The 18,183-nt window shown below is 46.3% G+C and carries 17 protein-coding genes and 4 tRNA genes; 14 read left to right on the plus strand and 7 right to left on the minus strand.

The annotated features are described in order from the left end of the window. Positions 1 to 116: 116 nt before the first annotated feature. The 3 genes from V1358_RS16760 to V1358_RS16770 all read right to left on the minus strand — a co-directional run bounded on the left by V1358_RS16760 (position 117) and on the right by V1358_RS16770 (position 2,464). A complete protein-coding gene (locus tag V1358_RS16760) occupies positions 117 to 1,325 on the minus strand; it encodes a M56 family metallopeptidase (RefSeq protein ID WP_347394276.1) in 1,209 nt (402 codons plus the stop codon). Position 1,326: 1 nt separating this feature from the next. Then, on the minus strand, positions 1,327 to 1,704 hold the full coding sequence (locus V1358_RS16765; protein WP_347394277.1) for a BlaI/MecI/CopY family transcriptional regulator: 378 nt from the start codon (positions 1,702 to 1,704) through the stop codon (positions 1,327 to 1,329). A 61-nt stretch (positions 1,705 to 1,765) separates the two neighbouring features. Continuing rightward, on the minus strand, positions 1,766 to 2,464 hold the full coding sequence (locus V1358_RS16770) for a pseudouridine synthase (RefSeq protein ID WP_347391530.1): 699 nt from the start codon (positions 2,462 to 2,464) through the stop codon (positions 1,766 to 1,768). A 112-nt stretch (positions 2,465 to 2,576) separates the two neighbouring features. Between V1358_RS16770 and V1358_RS16775 the strand changes: the two genes are divergently transcribed. The 5 genes from V1358_RS16775 (at position 2,577) to V1358_RS16795 (ending at position 7,020) form a co-directional block, all read left to right on the plus strand. After that, positions 2,577 to 2,882, plus strand: a complete 306-nt coding sequence (locus tag V1358_RS16775; protein ID WP_347394278.1) for a DUF6482 family protein — start codon at positions 2,577 to 2,579, stop codon at positions 2,880 to 2,882. A gap of 102 nt (positions 2,883 to 2,984) precedes the next feature. After that, entirely contained in the window at positions 2,985 to 4,466 is a 1,482-nt protein-coding gene (locus tag V1358_RS16780) for an FMN-binding glutamate synthase family protein (protein WP_347394279.1), read from the plus strand. Positions 4,467 to 4,529: 63 nt separating this feature from the next. After that, positions 4,530 to 4,775: a VF530 family protein gene (locus tag V1358_RS16785; RefSeq protein WP_347391533.1), complete on the plus strand. Its 246-nt coding sequence runs from the start codon at positions 4,530 to 4,532 to the stop codon at positions 4,773 to 4,775. 6 nt (positions 4,776 to 4,781) lie between these two features. Continuing rightward, positions 4,782 to 5,561, plus strand: a complete 780-nt coding sequence (locus tag V1358_RS16790; protein ID WP_347394280.1) for an amidohydrolase — start codon at positions 4,782 to 4,784, stop codon at positions 5,559 to 5,561. Between the two features lie 49 nt (positions 5,562 to 5,610). Next, positions 5,611 to 7,020 (plus strand): mannose-1-phosphate guanylyltransferase/mannose-6-phosphate isomerase, encoded by a 1,410-nt coding sequence (locus tag V1358_RS16795; protein ID WP_347394281.1) that lies wholly within the window; start codon positions 5,611 to 5,613, stop codon positions 7,018 to 7,020. Here V1358_RS16795 and V1358_RS16800 read toward each other — a convergent pair. The 3 genes from V1358_RS16800 to V1358_RS16810 all read right to left on the minus strand — a co-directional run bounded on the left by V1358_RS16800 (position 7,017) and on the right by V1358_RS16810 (position 10,545). Further along, the gene (locus tag V1358_RS16800; protein WP_347394282.1) at positions 7,017 to 9,176 is read right to left on the minus strand and encodes a response regulator; all 2,160 of its coding nucleotides are present in this window, start codon (positions 9,174 to 9,176) and stop codon (positions 7,017 to 7,019) included. The two genes, V1358_RS16795 and V1358_RS16800, sit on opposite strands and share 4 nt — an antisense overlap. A gap of 130 nt (positions 9,177 to 9,306) precedes the next feature. After that, positions 9,307 to 9,963, minus strand: a complete 657-nt coding sequence (locus V1358_RS16805) for a helix-turn-helix transcriptional regulator (RefSeq protein ID WP_347391537.1) — start codon at positions 9,961 to 9,963, stop codon at positions 9,307 to 9,309. Between the two features lie 216 nt (positions 9,964 to 10,179). Next, positions 10,180 to 10,545, minus strand: coding sequence for a histidine triad nucleotide-binding protein (locus V1358_RS16810; RefSeq protein WP_347394283.1), 366 nt, complete (start codon positions 10,543 to 10,545; stop codon positions 10,180 to 10,182). Between the two features lie 86 nt (positions 10,546 to 10,631). Here V1358_RS16810 and V1358_RS16815 point away from each other — a divergent pair, with 86 nt between their 5' ends. Beyond that, complete coding sequence (locus V1358_RS16815) at positions 10,632 to 11,273, plus strand: DUF2057 family protein (protein ID WP_347394284.1); 642 nt, start codon at positions 10,632 to 10,634, stop codon at positions 11,271 to 11,273. Positions 11,274 to 11,324: 51 nt separating this feature from the next. Here V1358_RS16815 and V1358_RS16820 read toward each other — a convergent pair whose 3' ends face one another. Next, positions 11,325 to 13,163, minus strand: a complete 1,839-nt coding sequence (locus V1358_RS16820) for a M1 family metallopeptidase (RefSeq protein WP_347394285.1) — start codon at positions 13,161 to 13,163, stop codon at positions 11,325 to 11,327. Between the two features lie 181 nt (positions 13,164 to 13,344). Between V1358_RS16820 and murB the strand changes: the two genes are divergently transcribed. The 8 genes from murB to tuf all read left to right on the plus strand — a co-directional run bounded on the left by murB (position 13,345) and on the right by tuf (position 17,870). Beyond that, entirely contained in the window at positions 13,345 to 14,355 is a 1,011-nt protein-coding gene (gene murB / locus V1358_RS16825) for a UDP-N-acetylmuramate dehydrogenase (RefSeq protein ID WP_347394286.1), read from the plus strand. Next, positions 14,342 to 15,328 carry a bifunctional biotin--[acetyl-CoA-carboxylase] ligase/biotin operon repressor BirA gene (birA, locus tag V1358_RS16830; protein ID WP_347391542.1) on the plus strand — a complete coding sequence of 329 codons (987 nt, stop codon included), beginning with the start codon at positions 14,342 to 14,344 and terminating at the stop codon, positions 15,326 to 15,328. Before murB ends, birA begins: the two co-directional genes overlap by 14 nt. Beyond that, a complete protein-coding gene (locus tag V1358_RS16835; RefSeq protein WP_347394287.1) occupies positions 15,325 to 16,026 on the plus strand; it encodes a type III pantothenate kinase in 702 nt (233 codons plus the stop codon). The genes birA and V1358_RS16835 overlap by 4 nt, the downstream gene beginning before the upstream one ends. Positions 16,027 to 16,143: 117 nt before the next feature. Then, positions 16,144 to 16,219: transfer RNA gene (locus V1358_RS16840), tRNA-Thr, on the plus strand. A gap of 40 nt (positions 16,220 to 16,259) precedes the next feature. After that, a tRNA-Tyr gene (locus V1358_RS16845) sits at positions 16,260 to 16,344 on the plus strand. Positions 16,345 to 16,389: 45 nt separating this feature from the next. After that, positions 16,390 to 16,464 (plus strand) — tRNA-Gly (locus tag V1358_RS16850). Between the two features lie 12 nt (positions 16,465 to 16,476). After that, positions 16,477 to 16,552: transfer RNA gene (locus V1358_RS16855), tRNA-Thr, on the plus strand. A 133-nt stretch (positions 16,553 to 16,685) separates the two neighbouring features. Continuing rightward, complete coding sequence (gene tuf, locus V1358_RS16860; protein WP_347391331.1) at positions 16,686 to 17,870, plus strand: elongation factor Tu; 1,185 nt, start codon at positions 16,686 to 16,688, stop codon at positions 17,868 to 17,870. The last annotated feature ends 313 nt before the right edge of the window (positions 17,871 to 18,183 follow it).

Here is an 18,183-nt window from a genome sequence, read left to right on the forward strand (position 1 = left end):
TGACTGTGTATTAACTATAAAGAGTGTGCATGTGTCGATTCGGTTTAAACTTTTTTAAAAACACAAAGCAAGCGCCTAAAAAAAGGAGCTTGCTTTGTACTCTTAAGCGCAGTGAATTAGTGCGATGTCACATTAATGCGCTCAGTCAGTTCTGGCAATTTCACCTCTTCATTCAATTTAAAATCGAGTTGCACTAACTGCTCTTGCTCTGGGTTAGCAATCGGCTTGTACTTCCATTTTTTTAAAGCCTCGATGGCTACTTTATCGAACACTGCTTCAGGTGTGGACTGAACCACTGCGATATCTGTAACTGAACCATCATTGGCGATTTGAAAACGCAGCACAACGGAACCAGAAATACCTTGCTTTGCCGCTTCAATTGGATATTTAGGTTCAATGCGAACGATAGGCGCCACGCCACTTTGCGATTCTTTCTTGGCTTTATGGCCATCACCAGCTTGCACTGTGGCAATCAAGGTTAAACTGCTCACCGCCAATAGAATACTCAGCATCTTAGCGATGATGTGGCCTTTATTAGCTGATTGCATGTTATATAAGCGTTGTAACATCATGTTTTTATCTCCGTAGTATGAATAAGCCAAGCTATGCAGTTGTGAACGACTTGCGCACTCGACCATAGATTTGCCATACAGCAAGCGCTGTCTAGCAGATTTTTTTGCTAATACCTGCTCGTCACAGGAGAGCTCCTGAGTTCGTCTTAAGCTGAGGTAGCCAAACCAAGCCACTGGGTTAAACCACATCAAAGTCACTGCAATCAGTGCCAGTGCGTTTATGATGTTGTCGTGGCGTTTTAAGTGCACATATTCGTGCTCGATCATCATGGCTAGCGCATCAGCAGTACTTTGTTCGACTAAATTGTGCGGTAACACGATGCGCGGGCGGATAAAGCCAACCAGCATCGGGGAGTTGATGTGGCGACTGGCATAAACTGGCACCGCTTTGTCCGCCGTGGTGAGCGATGGGGATGTTAATTTAGCATCGATATGACGCTGAAATAGCAAATGTTGGTAGCTCACCCCAGCAAGCAAGATACTTACAACTAGCCAATATACTACCTCCCAGCTCATAGTTAGGGCTGAGGAAGCGTGTTGTAGTGGTGTTACTAGGTATTTGCTCACCGCCACGGGCGAGGTGATTGGTTGCGAAAGCTCTAAGCTTTGTGCGACTAGTGCCGCTGGTACCAGCAACCACAGACAATAAATAAAACGGGCGCTGAGTGGTTTTAGCGCGTAGCGCTCAACAAGGATGAGTGCGAGTAAAACAGCGCAAATCAGAACCTGTTGTGAAATGATCCATGCGAACATATTACTTTCCTTGTTTGTCTTCCCACTCTTTGATTACGGCTTTGAGTTCATTGATGTCTTGCTGCGAGAGTTGCTCCGTTTTCGCAAAGCCACTGACAAGCGGCGCGATACGACCACTGAAGAAACGTTGAATTAAATTTTGGCTTTGCTTGAGGGTATAGTCTTCGCGGCCAATGGTTGGGCGGTAGTTGTATATACGACCTTCTTTTTCAAATCTAACCGCTTGTTTTTTAACAAGTCTACCTAGCAGTGTTTTGATGGTTTTTTCATGCCATTCGGTGTCGTCGCTCAAGCGTTCAATGATTTCACTCGATTTGGCTGGGTAGCCTAGCCACAGCGCTTCCATGACTTCAAACTCAGCTTTTGATAATTCGATCATAACTTTGCTCACAAATGTAATCCTCAAAATTAAGATTACACTTGTAGTCCAATTGTGCAAGTTATTTTTTCAACAAATCAACTTCATTAGCACTGAGTTCTAGGTATTGTCCTTGTGGAACGCGGCGTGTATCCAGTTCGTATTCACCAACACGAACTCTGAGTAAATCGATGACCTTGTAGCCACAATGGCGTGCCATTTTGCGGATCTGTCTGTTTAAGCCTTGGGTGAGGACGATTCTGAATCGCGTGTTTGCTAGAGGGGTGCATTCACATGGTTTGGTGATTTGCCCATCGACAGGTACGCCTTCGCTCATCTGCGCAAAGAAATCATTATCAAGCGGTTTATCCACTTCGACCCAATACTCTTTTTCATGGTGGTGATCCGGGTGGGCTAGGAGATGACATAGCTCGCCATCGTTGGTGAGGATTAATAAGCCGCGGGAATCTTTGTCGAGCCTGCCTATGGGGTAAGTACGCCCTTGTGCAGGGAGGTGATGAATAAGACTCGTAGGGTCATCAGCTTTGAGTTTGCAATCAATGCCAACGGGTTTGTGATAGGCAAAGTAATATTTTGGCGCCAAGCCCTGAACCAGTTGACCTTCCACCTCAACCTGATCTTGCTCAGAGACGTGGTCTATATGATTTGCCAATCGGCCGTTCACCTTGACTACGCCCGCATCAATAAGTCGAGATGCCTGGCGGCGAGAACACACCCCCGCGTGTGACAGATATTTTGCAAGACGAATAGGTTCACTCATAACAGTATTACTTGATTGCGCTGAGCGCATCATATCATCTCTACTATATCCTAGGGGGATTGATCTTATCGTCAACACAGGGCGTAAAACTGGTTAACTTAAGGAGGTGAATATGGGCATCACACTCACGCAGCTTGTCGAGCTGCAACCACTGCAAAGAGTTATTATTCACTCGTTAGACTGCGCCTTGTACCAAGTGTCGGTGGTTATTAACAACGTTGAATATTATGTCAAAGACCATGAAGGCGTTTGTTTGAAAGCGCACAGTCCGTTACACATTCAAAAACTGTTTGAGCACATTTCCTATCATCAGATGGTCTTGCGTCAAAACAGCGCTTACGACGAAATGTGTGGTCAGCCAGTGCGCCAAGGAAGCAACACGCTGGAAGTGTCATACGGTAATAATGAGTATTATTAGATTGAGCGCAAAATAACCGCCGTTTAGAGATCACTTTGCTCTGGCTAAATTCCTGATCTTATGTAAATCTGCTTTTAAACAGGGACACATAAGTGATTGAGCATGAGCGATTTCTTTATCTACGGTATCAACTTTCTCGCCAGTATCTTCTTGTTAGCCGTTGGTTTTGTGGTGCTGGCAGTTATCTACATGTACCTCATCGACGTAAACCAAAACAAGCACGCTATCAGGCGTAATTATCCCGTTATCGGTCGGTTTAGGTACTTCTTCGAGCGCCAAGGCGAGTTCTTCAGGCAGTACTTTTTTGCCATGGATCGAGAGGAAATGCCATTCAATCGTGCCGAACGCAGTTGGGTGTACAAAGCGGCGAAGAATGTGGATAGAACTTCTGCTTTTGGTTCCACGCAAAGCTTAGATCCCACCGGTACTATCATGTTCATGAATACCGCATTCCCGACTTTAGAAGAAGACGCAATTGAACCAGAGCCTGTTACCATAGGTGAAAACTGCCGTCACCCATACGAAGCGCGCAAAGTCTTTAATATTTCGGGTATGAGCTATGGCGCGTTATCAAAAAGAGCTGTGTTGGCGCTGTCTCGTGGCGCGCGTCAAGCCGGGTGCTGGATGAATACTGGTGAAGGTGGCTTGAGTCCCTATCACTTGGAAGGCGGGGCAGATATCGTGTTTCAAATCGGTACCGCTAAATACGGAGTGCGTGATGAGCATGGCAAACTAAGTGAAAGCAAGCTTATGGAAATTGCGTCGCACGACCAAGTGAAAATGTTCGAAATTAAGATGAGCCAAGGTGCAAAACCCGGCAAAGGCGGCATGTTACCTGGCGTCAAGGTCAATGCGGAAATCGCTAAAATCCGAGGTATCCCCGAAGGTAAAGATTCAATTAGCCCAAATGGTCATCACGATATTAAAAGTGTATCCGACTTACTGGATATGATTAATTACGTGCGCGAAATAACAGGAAAACCCACAGGGTTTAAAGCCGTGATCGGTGAAACCGAATGGCTCGAAGAGTTGGCGGAATTGATTAATCAACGTGGTAAACACAGCGCGCCCGATTTTATTACTATCGACAGTGCCGACGGTGGCACGGGTGCCGCACCTCAGCCGCTCCTAGATTCAGTTGGTTTACCGTTGAAAGAAAGCTTGCCTTGGGTCGTGAACTTGTTAGAGCGTCATGGCTTGCGTGAGCGCATTCGTCTTGTTGCATCTGGTAAATTAATCGTGCCCTCAAAGGTAGCATGGGCGGTGGCTTTGGGCGCAGACTTTGTGGTTTCGGCACGTGGGCACATGTTTTCCTTGGGCTGTATTCAGGCACTGCAATGCAACAAAGACACCTGCCCAACCGGTATTACAACCCATAATCCTAAACTTATGAAAGGATTAGATGTGGTTGATAAAACCCAGCGAGTTGCCAACTACAATAAGTATATTCACTACGGTGTGGGCTTGATTGCGCACTCCTGTGGGGTCTCTAATATTCGAGGTCTTAGCCGTAAACACGTGCGTGTTGTTCAAGAAGATGGTTTGTCGCAAACCCTTGATGAAATGTACGCAATGTATAAGTAGTGCGTGGCGAGTGGGTAGCAAGTACGTTAAACTGCGAGGCATAACACGTTTCGAGGCAATTACATGCATCATGAACAACCCAAAAACCCGCTGCATGGCGTGAAACTAGAGGAAATAGTGACTCGCCTTGTAGAGCACTATGGCTGGCAGACACTTTCTGAACACGTCAATATCAATTGTTTTAAGAAAGACCCATCAGTGAAATCGTCGCTTAAATTTTTGCGCCGCACCCCATGGGCGCGTGAACAAGTTGAGCAGCTATACATCAAAACCTTTAGTACTTGGCCCTACAACGCGGGATTGAACTAATCACCAATGGATTCCTTGACCGTCGCTTTAGTCCAACATGATATTATCTGGCTCGATGCTGAGGCTAATCTCAAGCGTTTAGAAGACACACTGGATGACTTGTCGCCGGTCGATTTAATTCTGTTGTCAGAGACCTTTGCCACTGGGTTTGCGGTTGATAGCCAAGATGTAACCAACAGCGCCCAATACATTGTGCAATGGCTTGTAGCGCAAGCAAAAAGCCGCAATGTTGTTATGGCTGCAAGCGTGCTTGTTGAACAACAGCAAAAGCGCTTTAACCGCCTGTATTGGGTGAGCCCCAATGGCGATATCCAATACTATGATAAGCGTCATTTATTCTGTTTAGGACAAGAAGGGCAGCATATTCAAGCGGGGGAAAAACGAGTGCTGTTTGAGCTCAATGGTTTTCGCATACTGCCGCAAATATGTTATGACCTGCGGTTCCCCGTGTTTGCGCGCAATCGTAACGATTATGATGTGATGATTAATATAGCTAATTGGCCAGCCGCGCGCCGAGATGCTTGGGACACATTATTAAAAGCCCGCGCAATTGAAAATCAGAGCTATGTGTTGGGCGTGAACCGCGTTGGCAAGGATGGTCACAACATCGCCCACAATGGTGGCACTGCGGCCTATCGGTTTGATGGTAAAACATTAGCAAGTGCGCAGGACGATCATTGTGAGACGCTGGTTGTTACCTTACACAAGGCAAATTTAGACGCTTACAGGCAAGCCTTTCCTGCATGGCAAGATAGCGACCCCTTCACTTTGGATATCGGCCGGTAGCGCTGTAATGCTACAATTGCCCTAATAACTTTCAGACTAGAGCCGATTCTTGATTTTACCTGTTTTGCTCGCTGGTGGCAGCGGTACGCGCTTATGGCCTTTATCGCGCCAAGATAGACCCAAGCAATTTATCCAATTGGTTGGTCAACACTCATTGCTACAAAAAGCGGCATTGCGCTTTGTTGCGAATGGCTGTTTGCCTCCAGTGGTGGTATGTAGTGAGCAACACCGTTTTATGGTGGCGCAACAGTTACTTGAAATTGGTGTCCAAGCCAGTGCGATTATCCTTGAACCCAGTGGCAAGAATACCGCGCCAGCGGCACTTGTCGCGGCTTTGTGGGCGCAGCAGCATCAGCCAGATGCGCAGCTATTTTTTGCGCCAGCCGACCACGCAATATCTGATTTTGATACGCTGTTAACGCGTTTACATGACCTAGTACCGGATGTGCAAAACACGCTTTTGGTGTTTGGCATCACTCCGACACATGCTGAAACGGGCTTTGGTTATATTCATTGTGGTGCGCATTCAGGAATCTCAGGTGATGATGTCTATCACGTTGAATCATTTACGGAAAAACCAGATTTAGGTCGTGCCCAGCAATACCTCGAGCAAGGTTGCTATGTGTGGAATTCAGGCATGCTAATGGCTGGTGTGGACACGTTTCTGACGGAATTTAAACGCTATCGCTCAGAGATGTATATACAAGTTGAGAGGGCGGCTAATTTCAGTGCTGATCTTGATTTTATTCGAGTCGATCAAGCTATGTGGCAACAAGTCACCAGTGAGTCTCTCGACTATGCACTATTAGAAAACAGCGACAAACTGTTAGTGTGTTTAAGTACGTTGCATTGGTTTGATTTGGGTAGCTACGAGCAGCTCAGCCGCTTCTATAACGCTGACAACTGCAACAATGTTGTACTGGGTGAGGCTGTAGTCGTTGATGGTAAAGACAATTTCATCTACACAGAAGACAATCATTTGGTGACCACCTTGGGCATAAAAGGTGCGGTTATTATTCACAGTGGTGATACTACCTTGGTTGCCAGTAAAGACAGTCTCGATGACATGCCAAAATTGCTCAATGAAGTCTCAGCACGCTTTCCTGAACGCCGAGAATTTCACAAACGAACATTTCGCCCTTGGGGGCAATATGAAGTGCTCAATGAGGCGGATAATTACAAGGTTAAACGCATTACGTTGAGCGCGCATACGCGGTTGTCGTTGCAGGCGCACCAGCATCGCTCTGAACACTGGGTGGTGGTCAAAGGCACTGTGGACGTTACCGTAGATGAACATCTGCAAACATTACAAAGTGGTCAGTCTATCTATATTCAAGCGGGTCAGCGCCATCGTCTTGCGAATACCACTGATGACATTGCTGTGGTGATTGAAGTGCAAAACGGAGAATACCTCGGCGAAGATGATATTGTCCGTTTTGATGATGATTATGGGCGCTAGCGCAGTGCTTGTTGACGCATATAGCTAAGGTACTGTTCCAAGCTTTGCTGCCACAAATCAAGGCAATCGCTTAATTGCACATCGATGGGCTTGTCCTCAAGTAAACGCCGTTCGACTTTTTTCAGTGCCATACCATAGCGGTTAAAGCCAAGCTGCAATGCGGTACTCGCTTGGCGGTGTAGAATCTTGATACATTGCTCGGGGTCTTGAGAGATAAGTTGTTGGCAGCGCAGTAATTTATTGCGCGCTGACAGTACAAACTCATTGTAGATTGAGCTTAGCTCTTGCTCTTCAAAGGTATGGGTCATCAGCTCGATGGCGGTTTCGTCATAGAGTACATCTTTTAATGCCACACTCAGGTTGGCCGCTTGCGTGGACTGTGAGTCACTGAGTGCTTGGCGCAGTTTTTCCTGTTTAATCGGCTTGGCAACGATATCTTTAATACCCAGCGCCAGATATTCCTTCACTTCATCGGGGCTCAAACTCGCTGTAAATGCCAAAAACGGGGTGCGGTGATTGCGATGGTCGATGCTTTTGAGGCGCTTCATCACCTCTTGGCCATTAAAGTCAGGGAGGTTCATGTCGAGGAGCACCACATCAAAGTGGTACTGCTGTAGCAGTTCGATAGCACTTTGTCCGTCTACGGCTAGTTTTACACGGTGCTCGTCTTCAGCCATAAACTCGATAGCGATTTTTTGGTTCAGTTCCAAGTCTTCAACCAAGAGTACGTCTAACCCGGTTCTGTATTCACTGCTTTGTGGGCGTTTTTCCACAAGGCTCAGCTCACCTACTGTTAAACGAATATCAAAACCGAATGTACTGCCTTTGCCCAACTCACTAGTGATGTTCAGTTGGCTATCTAAATGTTCCAGCAATCGGCTAGTAATAGCTAAACCAAGACCCGAACCGCCTTTGATTTTACCAGCGCTACTTTGCACATAAGGCTCGGTCAAAAATTGAATTTCATCTTCTTCAATCCCCGGGCCTGAATCTATCACGCTAAAGCGCAGCGTATGTGCTTCTTGACCTTCACGGATTTGCTCAACCTGCAAAGTCACAGTGCCTTTGTCAGTGAATTTAATTGCATTTCCCACAAGGTTAATGAGGATTTGCCGTATTTTTTGGTGGTCGCAGTAGTAGCATGCCTGCTTAGACAAGTGGTATTTGAGCTCAAACTTCACCCCTTTTTGTTCTGCTAATGGGCTCAGTAGTAAGCACAGATTGTTCAGCCAAGTATGAAGTTCCACGTCTTCCTCATACAGGGCTTCGTCACTTTGATCCAAGCTGGCGTATTCCAATACTTTATCGATGAGTAAAGTGAGTGATTCTGCGGAGTTAATAATGGCCTCGCAATACGGTTTGTTTTTTGGGGTGGTTGTTTGATTCATAATGAGTTGTGCGCTGCCTAAAATGCCGTTTAGGGGCGTGCGAATTTCATGGCTCACGGTAGATAAAAACAGACCACGAATTTCTAAGTCTTTTTGGGTTTTGGCGGTGAGCTGGTTGAGGTTGAGCTCTCGACGTTCATTACAAAACAGTGCTAAACCGGCAGCGAACAGCATGGGCGTAACGACTCCCTTCACTAACAGGGCAACACTAAACCAATCACTTTGCAGGTACTGCGCATTTTCTACTTGTCCCATTAATATCACTCGGCCACCAAACATGACTAAGGTGAGCACGAGGGCAATGAGGTATACCAAACTGGCGCTGGGGTATTTGTTTCTAGCGTAGTAACCAATGATCAGGATTAAGCAGAACGCCTCGACTACCCTATGGATATCAATCAACATGATGCGCATGCGCAAATTGCTATCCACAAAGAGGAAGTAAGTCATGCACATAAATATCAGTACACTGATGGTGATAAATACTGTGGTGATAAGCCCTTTGTGGTCCAAAAAGCGATTGAGCGCTAACACGTGGATTACCGAAGCAATGATTAAACACGCGTAACCCAAAGCGTTGATAGCCATGTTCTGCTCGGTAGGGATGGTGGCAAACAAGCAGGCGCCAGTGAGCAGAAATACCGGATAAAAAACATATAAACCAATACCGACAAAATTGCGGTTGGCTCGCCAAGTGATGCAATTAAGCATGGCCATTACGAAAATTGCGGTGGCACTGGTAATAAAAAGGGTTTTGGCGTCGAGCATCCTAGAGCTAACTGATTTTGCAGGTAATACCCCATACTATACGCAAGTTTTAGCGATTGAGCATGAGAAACTGTATGTACATTGGGTATAAGCGGATACAAAAAAGCCAGCAATCAGCTGGCTTAGTTTTTTAGCGAAGTTCGTTGGGGATATTGTTTTGTGCCCACGATAATAGCTCGATACGATTTCGGCACTTAGTTTTTCTAAATGCGCTGTATAAGTGTGTTTTTACCGTGTGTGGGCTGATACTTAGGTCATCAGCGATCTCTTTGTTCTTCGCGCCTTTACTCATCAGCGCCACAATCGCTTTTTCACGTTTAGTGAGTTTAACTGGCTCGATATCACCTTCAGTCAATTTGTGCAGTGAGTCTTTGTTGAAATGCAACATACGGTTGAGCACGTTACACATCACATCACGGCGATACCAAAGTTGGTTTTCTTGCAGCAGACGAATACCTTTTACCATCACATCAGCGTTGTCAGAGGTATAGAAGACGCCACGGATACCGCTCAGTAATGCACGATTCGCCAACTCAGGGTTTTCGTCAAGATTGAAAAGGACGATGTCACAGTCGACGGTAAGTTTTGTTAAATGTTCTTTTAATCGATTCCAAGCATCATCATTCGGTGTTTCGATAAATAAGTAAGCCGTACCTGGCTGAACTTGGGACACATCAGTACCTTTATGCACTTCTAGTCCCTGAGTGCGCAATAATGGCTCTAATACATTCACACCAATTTGGTTAATTGGTTCTTTTTCAAGCAATAAAAATACAGTCTTACTCATGATTTGCTCAGTATTTATCTCTGTTTGCAATATCCTAACACGCTGTTCACTTCTTTTGTATTAGAAAGATTGCTTTTTATTAGTTATAAAAGATGAATTCTGAGGGGTTTTGGTACGATTGTAAATGATTGGTTACGAACATCTGAGCGAATGGCTGGTGTCATGCACATGTCGCTCAGAAGAAAGTATGTTTAAGTTTTAATGAGATGAGACGAACTATACTTTCAGAGTATCTTGGTAAGGCGGCCAACCCATGGCTTTACCTGCAAGCATATGTAGGTGGATATGGTAAACAGTCTGGCCACCATGGTTGTTGCAATTCATAACTACGCGGTAGCCATCGTCTGCAAATCCATGTTCTTTAGCAAGTTTTGCGGCAACGACATAAAGGTGGCCGACTTCTGCAGCATTGCTATCATTGATGTCGTTGATGGTTGCAATCGCCGTCTTTGGGATAATTAACACATGGAATGGGGCTTGCGGGTTGATGTCCCTGAATGCGAGGGCTTGGTCGTCTTCATAGACGATGTCAGCAGGAATTTCGCGGTTAATAATTTTAGTAAAAATAGTTTCTGCGCTCACGCTGAGCTCCTTGTTTATGCTATTTATGAGCAAGTAATGACAAAGAATATCAGACGTGTCAAACATATAACGAAGGAAGGTATCTAATGTGGAAAAAAGTCACGAGTGTCGCGGCACTGTCGTTAACTTTAATGAGCGCAGCTCATGCTGAAATGGTCTCGTTCCCTGCAGAAATACTGCCGTTACAAGTGAACGACAAAGTCATAGAGCACTCGTTCTTTAAATCGGTGGATGAGCTTGAGTTACAGCCAGGTAGTTACAATTTAAAGCTTAAATACAGTGACTTATATGAAGCAGGCTATGATGCCCATGAGGTAATTGAGTCAGAACCATTTTGGGTGACCCTCACTGTTGAAAGTGGAAAAGATTACCAAGTGGTATTTGCACGAGCTAAAAATCTAGATGCGGCAAAAGAATATGCCAAGAGCCCTTTTGTGAGCGTTAAGGTCAAAGGCAAGCAAGCTGCAAGGACACTACCCGCAGTTGCACCCGTGACCAAGTATACGCCTACTCCAGTTACTCCTGCCGCGCCTGTGGCGGCTACAGCTACGGCGGTTGCACCCGCAGTTGCACCCGCAGTTGCACCTGTACCAGCTGTAACCACAGCGCCTAAGGCGGTCAGTGCGCCAGCGCCAAGCGGTGTCAGCGCCTCTGCCATGCTCGAATTTTGGTGGCAGCAAGCAAGCCCTGAAGAGCGCAAAGCATTTTTGCAAAAAGTAAAAAATTAACGCGAAAAAAAAGGGTGCCTAGTGCACCCTTTTATGAATTTTGATTGTCGCTTAGTTAAACAGCGCGTCAATCGTGCCTTGTGCTAGTGGGTGATAACCCGCACGTGCACCTTGGTAAACTTCATATGCCCAATCACGCTTACCATTAGTAATCAGTGATTTGTATAAAGGTACGATAAGTTTACGGCGACCAATGCCCGTTAGGTGCTTATCAAGCGCTGGGTAAATAGCATCATAACCGTTGCCAACACCAAGCATAAACCAAGCAAATGCTACTTCTTTATTGGTTGAAGCAGTTAGGTTGAATTGAGTATCTAGCTCAACCATTTTGTCGTTGCCCAGATCGCGAGGTAGGTTGTTGATGAAGTGCAGCCACTCGTGCACCGTCCAATTCGCAGTTGGCAGCTCTGCGGCTGTAATATCACCTTTCAACCAAGTTGCAGTCAGTGTATCTACTTTCTCAAATGCATCTGAAGTTGGGTTTGGTGCATCAGCAGGTAGGCCTGGCTCGAAAATCCACTCATTGACTTTATCCATGCTGACAACGCCAGGATGTTTGTCGATTAGGTTCGCTTGTAAGTAAGTCACGAATTGAGCCGTAGTCAGCGATTTAAATGAGTACTCTTTGAAATAGCCTTTGACGAACTCATCAAATACATCACGACCATACTTCTCTTCAAGATAGATTAAGAACAGCTGACCTTTCGTGTATGGCACCGAACTAAATGCATCGTCTGGGTCGCGGCCATTAAGCTTTAGGTTCAAGCGAGTATCTGGTGCATCGATGGTCTTAAGCTGAGCGCGCAGGCCCGCTGCATCTAAAGACTGTTCCATCACCGCGCGGTCACGGCCAAACACTTCTTCCATGATGCGGTTTTCAACATAAGATGTGAAACCTTCGTTTAACCACAAGTCTTCCCATGTTGCGTTAGTCACAAGGTTGCCTGACCAAGAATGTGCAAGCTCATGCGCAATCAGGTTTACTAAGCTCTTATCGCCAGCAACAACGGTTGGTGTGATAAAGCTCAAACGCGGGTTTTCCATGCCACCGAATGGGAAGCTTGGAGGCAACATTAGTAGGTCGTAGCGCCCCCATGCATATTCACCATACATCGCATTGGTTTTGTCGATCATCGCTTGGGTGTCGTTGAACTCAGCAACTGAGGCATCAAGGATCTGTGGCTCAGCAAAAATCGCGGTTTGATGCGACATTTCTTTGTATTCCAAGTTACCTGCACCAATGGCGATTAGGTATGGTGGAATGGCCTGTGGCATATCAAAGAAGTAGTCACCGTCTTTGATGAATGCACCTGTGTTGTCAGCGCTCATTACTGCACGCACATTTTTAGGTGTTTCAATACGGGCGTTATATGTTACACGCATTGCTGGCGTGTCTTGCACAGGGATCCAGCTCCGCGCGTGAATCGCTTGCGACTGACTGTACATAAACGGCTGAGTTTTGCTTGCTGTTTGCTCTGGCGTCAACCACTGAAGGCCTGAAGCTTGAGGTAAGCTGTTATAGTAAATACGAACTTTAGGCGCTTGTTGATTGAACTTGATAGTAAGTTTAGCGCCCTTAACATCGTCGCGAGGAGCTAAATCAAATTTTGCTTCATGCCACTTGCCGCTCTTACCTTGGTAAATAACACGGTCAATTTCTAGGTCGCGTGTATCCAATACGAGAGTACGGGCATTGGCATCTTGCCAATCTAGGGTGTGTTCAACAAAACCCTCTAATTGCTTGTCATCGAAATCAACATCAAGGTCTAAATACAGGTGAGTTGAAACAACTTCATCAAGATTTGCATAGGTATGCTCATCGTTAGCAGCCACAGCGTGTAGGCTAATACCGCTAAGTGCGAGTGCTAAAGCAACTGGTTTTAACTTCATAGCTTCCTCAGAACGGGGGAAATAAGAAGAGGCTTTTATACCAGATCTCTATAAGAACTGATACCAAAGGCTCAGAACAGCTGTCTCAATGCGTCATAAAATCATGACACTAGGTCCGAAGTTCAGCTTAGGTTACACTTAGGTTTTAGAGCATATTCAAAAATTTTCAGAGAGCACCACTTTGCCTGCATTACAGAGCTATCACACTTTTGCGTTGGACACCCACTGCGACAAGATGATGATAATTACTGACCCATCAGAATTAAAACAGGTCGACTTCACGCAACCATTTTGTGTTTTAGGTGAAGGCAGCAATACTATTTTTACTGCCTCCTACCACGGCACCGTGCTGATTATTGCTAATAAAGGTATGCGCGTGGAAGAGCGTGAGCAAGCATGGTTACTGCATTGCGAAGCAGGTGAAAATTGGCACGACCTAGTGCAAAAAACCTTAGTATTAAATATGCCTGGTTTGGAAAACTTAGCCCTGATCCCCGGTAATGTCGGTGCTGCACCGGTGCAAAACATTGGCGCATACGGTGTCGAACTTGCGCAATTTGTGGAATACGTTGAAGGGTTTAACCTAATAACGGGCAAAACTCAAAAACTCAGCTCAGAACAATGTGAGTTTGGCTATCGCGACTCTGTATTTAAGCATCAACTCAAAGGCCAATTTATTATTACCCGCGTAGGACTGAGCTTGCCAAAGCTATGGCAGCCGAATTTAAGTTATGGTCCGTTGCAACAGTTAGATAAGCCAACACCACAGCAGGTGTTTGACGCGGTGGTTGCTGTGCGTCAATCAAAATTACCTGACCCAGCAGTGCTTGCAAACTGCGGTAGCTTTTTCAAAAACCCCATATTACCTCGCGACCAAGTTGAGCAGCTCCTTGCGCTTTACCCAACTATGCCAAGCTATGATGTGGATGCCGATAATAAAAAAGTGGCCGCAGGCTGGTTGATTGAGCAAGCTGGTTTAAAAGGATTTGCTATCGGTGATATTGCCGTGCATGACAAACAAGCGCTGGTGTTGGTCAATCGTGGCCAAGGGACTGCGCAGCAGCTATTGGCCATGGTCGAGCATATTCAGCACACCATTAGCGATAAATTTGGAGTGTATTTGGAGCATGAAGTGCGATTGATGGACGAGCAAGGTGAATTTCATGTGAGGTCACATCATGAAAGCGCCTGATGGCAACAAACTCGCCATACTCCACGCTCTTAATCAAGGCGACTTCATCTCTGGACAAGCTATTGGTGAGCAGCTCGGTATTAGCCGCGCTGCTGTGGGTAAACACATTACCTCTTTGCAGGAAATGGGTTTAGACATATACAAGGTCAATGGCAAGGGTTATCGCTTGAGCCGCCCGCTGAGCTTGCTAGAACAATCAGATATTGAAGTGGCATACCAACAGCTTGATGGCGCGGGCTGTGAATTTGAAGTGCAGCCGATTATTGACTCAACCAACACAGAGCTGATGCGACGTTTGCAACAAGGCAAGGTGCATAACAATTCTGTGCTAGTTGCTGAGATGCAAAAGCAAGGCAAGGGGCGTCGAGGTCGAGTGTGGCAATCGCCTTTTGCAGCAAATCTTTATTACAGTTATTACTGGCGATTGGATGATGGCATGCATGCGGCGATGGGCTTATCCATTGCTGTGGGTTTGGCGGTTTACGATAGCTTAAAGGCTTTGTATGACCTTGATGTGCAGCTTAAATGGCCTAATGATGTGCTGGTAAATGGTCGTAAGCTTGCAGGCGTATTGGTTGAGCTCGACGGCACCGCAGAAGGGCCCTGTCATTTAGTGATTGGCATTGGCTTGAATGTGGCGATGCCACAAACCAGTGCTGATAATATTGACCAGCCTTGGTGCGACCTTAGCGAGTTTTGTGACGATATTAACAAGAATCAGCTGGTGGCGGTGTTAACCTGCTTTTTGCAAAAACGTCTCGCTCAATATCAGCAACAAGGTTTGCAGGGCATGTATCAGCAGTGGAATAACGTTCATGCGTTTGCAGGCCAATGTGTAGAACTCAGCTCTGGCACAAGTAGTTGGCGTGGTATCTGTGAAGGCATTGATGAGCAAGGGGCGGTGGTTTTGCGCGTCGATGGTCAAAGTAAGCGTTACTTCGGTGGCGAAATTAGCTTGCGAGTGAAATCATGAAGCTGTTAGTAGATGCGGGCAATACCGCGGTGAAAATGCTGTTAGCGAATGCCAGTGGTGAATTACATGCCGTTGGTTTGCAGGAGGTGCCTTGGTCTCATGTAGAAGAGGTGCTTGTTTCTGCTGTCGCAGATTCCAGCGCACTGACTCAAGTGTTAGCGATTGCTGCCGCCAATGGTAAGACGGTGCATCGTGCATGCACAAGCAGTCATTGGCGACAACTTGAGTGTGCCTATCCTAATTTTCAAACCTTGGGAATTGACCGCTGGCTGGCTGTCATCGCCGGGTACAGCGAAAACCCTGAGGGGAATACTGTGGTTGTTGATGCTGGTACGGCGCTGACCATTGATGTGATCAACGACAATCATCAGCACCTTGGTGGTTATATTCTCAGTGGTCTTAAACTCAGCGAGCAAAGCATAGTTAATCGCGCGCAGAACGTTTTTAGCGTAGAAGGTCTCTCTGCCCACCCTCGCCCTGGCGATTCAACTCCTGCCGCCGTAAAAAATGGTGCGTTCATTGGTGCCCTAGGCGCGATTGAATATGCTCTCAATCAATGCGGTGGTGCATCTACCAAACTGTTGATCACCGGTGGCGATGGACTATCATTGCATATGCATTTACCACACAGTACGTACCGTCCACACTTGGTACTGGAAGGGCTACTAAAATGGCGAGAAGGCAGCGAAATCGCTTAAAAAAACACAGTATTGCGCGATAATTGAACGTTTGTGAGCGAATCCTAAACTTTTTTTGATTTTATAGTTGCATCGCATAAAACCATGCCTTAGAATCTCGCCCCGTACTAAAGCAGTGCCGACTTAGCTCAGTTGGTAGAGCAACTGACTTGTAATCAGTAGGTCATCCGTTCAACTCGGATAGTCGGCACCACTTTCCTTACCCTTGGAAAGCTTTAGAAAGAATTTTGCGTGGAGGGGTTCCCGAGCGGCCAAAGGGATCAGACTGTAAATCTGACGGCACTGCCTTCGCTGGTTCGAATCCAGCTCCCTCCACCACTTTATTCTTGACGGTTAGAGGTAGTTAAGAACAGGTTCCTAAAAGCGGGCATCGTATAATGGCTATTACCTCAGCCTTCCAAGCTGATGATGCGGGTTCGATTCCCGCTGCCCGCTCCAGTTTTCTGGTGTGCTGATATAGCTCAGTTGGTAGAGCGCACCCTTGGTAAGGGTGAGGTCGGCAGTTCAAATCTGCCTATCAGCACCAGTCCTGACTTTCCTGAAATACTTCCTTTGATTTGTCTAAAAAATATTCAATAATTGAAGAATTGAATTGATCGTCGTTTTTTGTCGATCGTTTGATATGTAATCTAGATACACAAAAACTGATAGGTTCCGTCATGGCAAAAGAAAAGTTTGAACGCGTAAAACCGCACGTAAACGTAGGTACAATCGGCCACGTTGACCACGGTAAAACAACTCTAACTGCAGCGATCACTAACGTACTTGCAAAAGTATACGGTGGTACAGCTAAAGATTTCGCATCGATCGATAACGCTCCTGAAGAGCGCGAGCGTGGTATCACAATCTCAACTTCACACGTTGAGTACGACACTCCAACTCGTCACTACGCACACGTAGACTGTCCTGGACACGCTGACTATGTTAAAAACATGATCACTGGTGCTGCACAGATGGACGGCGCGATCCTAGTAGTAGCTGCGACTGACGGTCCTATGCCACAGACTCGTGAGCACATCCTTCTTTCACGTCAGGTTGGTGTACCTTACATCATCGTATTCATGAACAAATGTGACATGGTTGACGACGAAGAACTACTAGAGCTAGTAGAGATGGAAGTTCGTGAACTTCTTTCTGAGTACGACTTCCCAGGTGATGACCTACCACTAATCCAAGGTTCAGCTCTTAAAGCACTAGAAGGCGAGAAAGAGTGGGAAGACAAGATTGTTGAACTAGCAGACGCGCTAGACACATACATCCCAGAGCCAGAGCGTGACATCGATAAGCCATTCATCATGCCTATCGAAGACGTATTCTCAATCCAAGGCCGTGGTACAGTAGTAACAGGTCGTGTTGAAGCTGGTATCATCAACGTGAATGACGAAGTTGAAATCGTAGGTATCAAAGATACAACGAAGACAACTTGTACAGGTGTTGAGATGTTCCGTAAGCTTCTAGACGAAGGTCGTGCGGGTGAGAACATCGGTGCGCTTCTACGTGGTACTAAGCGTGACGAAGTAGAGCGTGGTCAAGTACTAGCGAAGCCTGGTTCAATCACTCCTCACACGAAGTTTGAAGCAGAAGTATACGTACTATCAAAAGATGAAGGTGGTCGTCACACTCCATTCTTCAAAGGTTACCGTCCACAGTTCTACTTCCGTACAACTGACGTAACTGGTGACATCCAGTTACCAGAAGGCGTAGAAATGGTAATGCCTGGTGACAACATCAAGATGGTAGTAGAGCTAATCTGCCCAATCGCGATGGACGAAGGTCTACGTTTCGCAATCCGTGAAGGTGGCCGTACAGTTGGTGCTGGTGTTGTAGCATCAATCGTAGAGTAATAGCTACTCTCGAGAAAAAAGGCCGCTTTTAGCGGCCTTTTTTGTGCCTATTTGTTGAGTACGGGCGCCTTCACGGCCGTTAATTGTAGGTCAGGTTTCAGCCTGACAACCCCTGTATCTCCCCACACAGCCTTTTAAGCGACGCTACTAACCTTTTCAATTAAATCTCCCCACAGCTTTGCACAGTGAGTTCTTGTCGCGTTGGCGACGGCAACCAAAGGGAGGATGATACGATTCCCCCTTTGGAATCCCCCCGTACCCCGAAGCATTTGCTATTGCCTGCGCGTGCTGGCGCTGCTAACGCACCCAGCGA

The organism is Pseudoalteromonas pernae, from assembly GCF_039831865.1.
In the GTDB taxonomy this organism is placed as follows: Bacteria; Pseudomonadota; Gammaproteobacteria; order Enterobacterales; family Alteromonadaceae; genus Pseudoalteromonas; species Pseudoalteromonas pernae.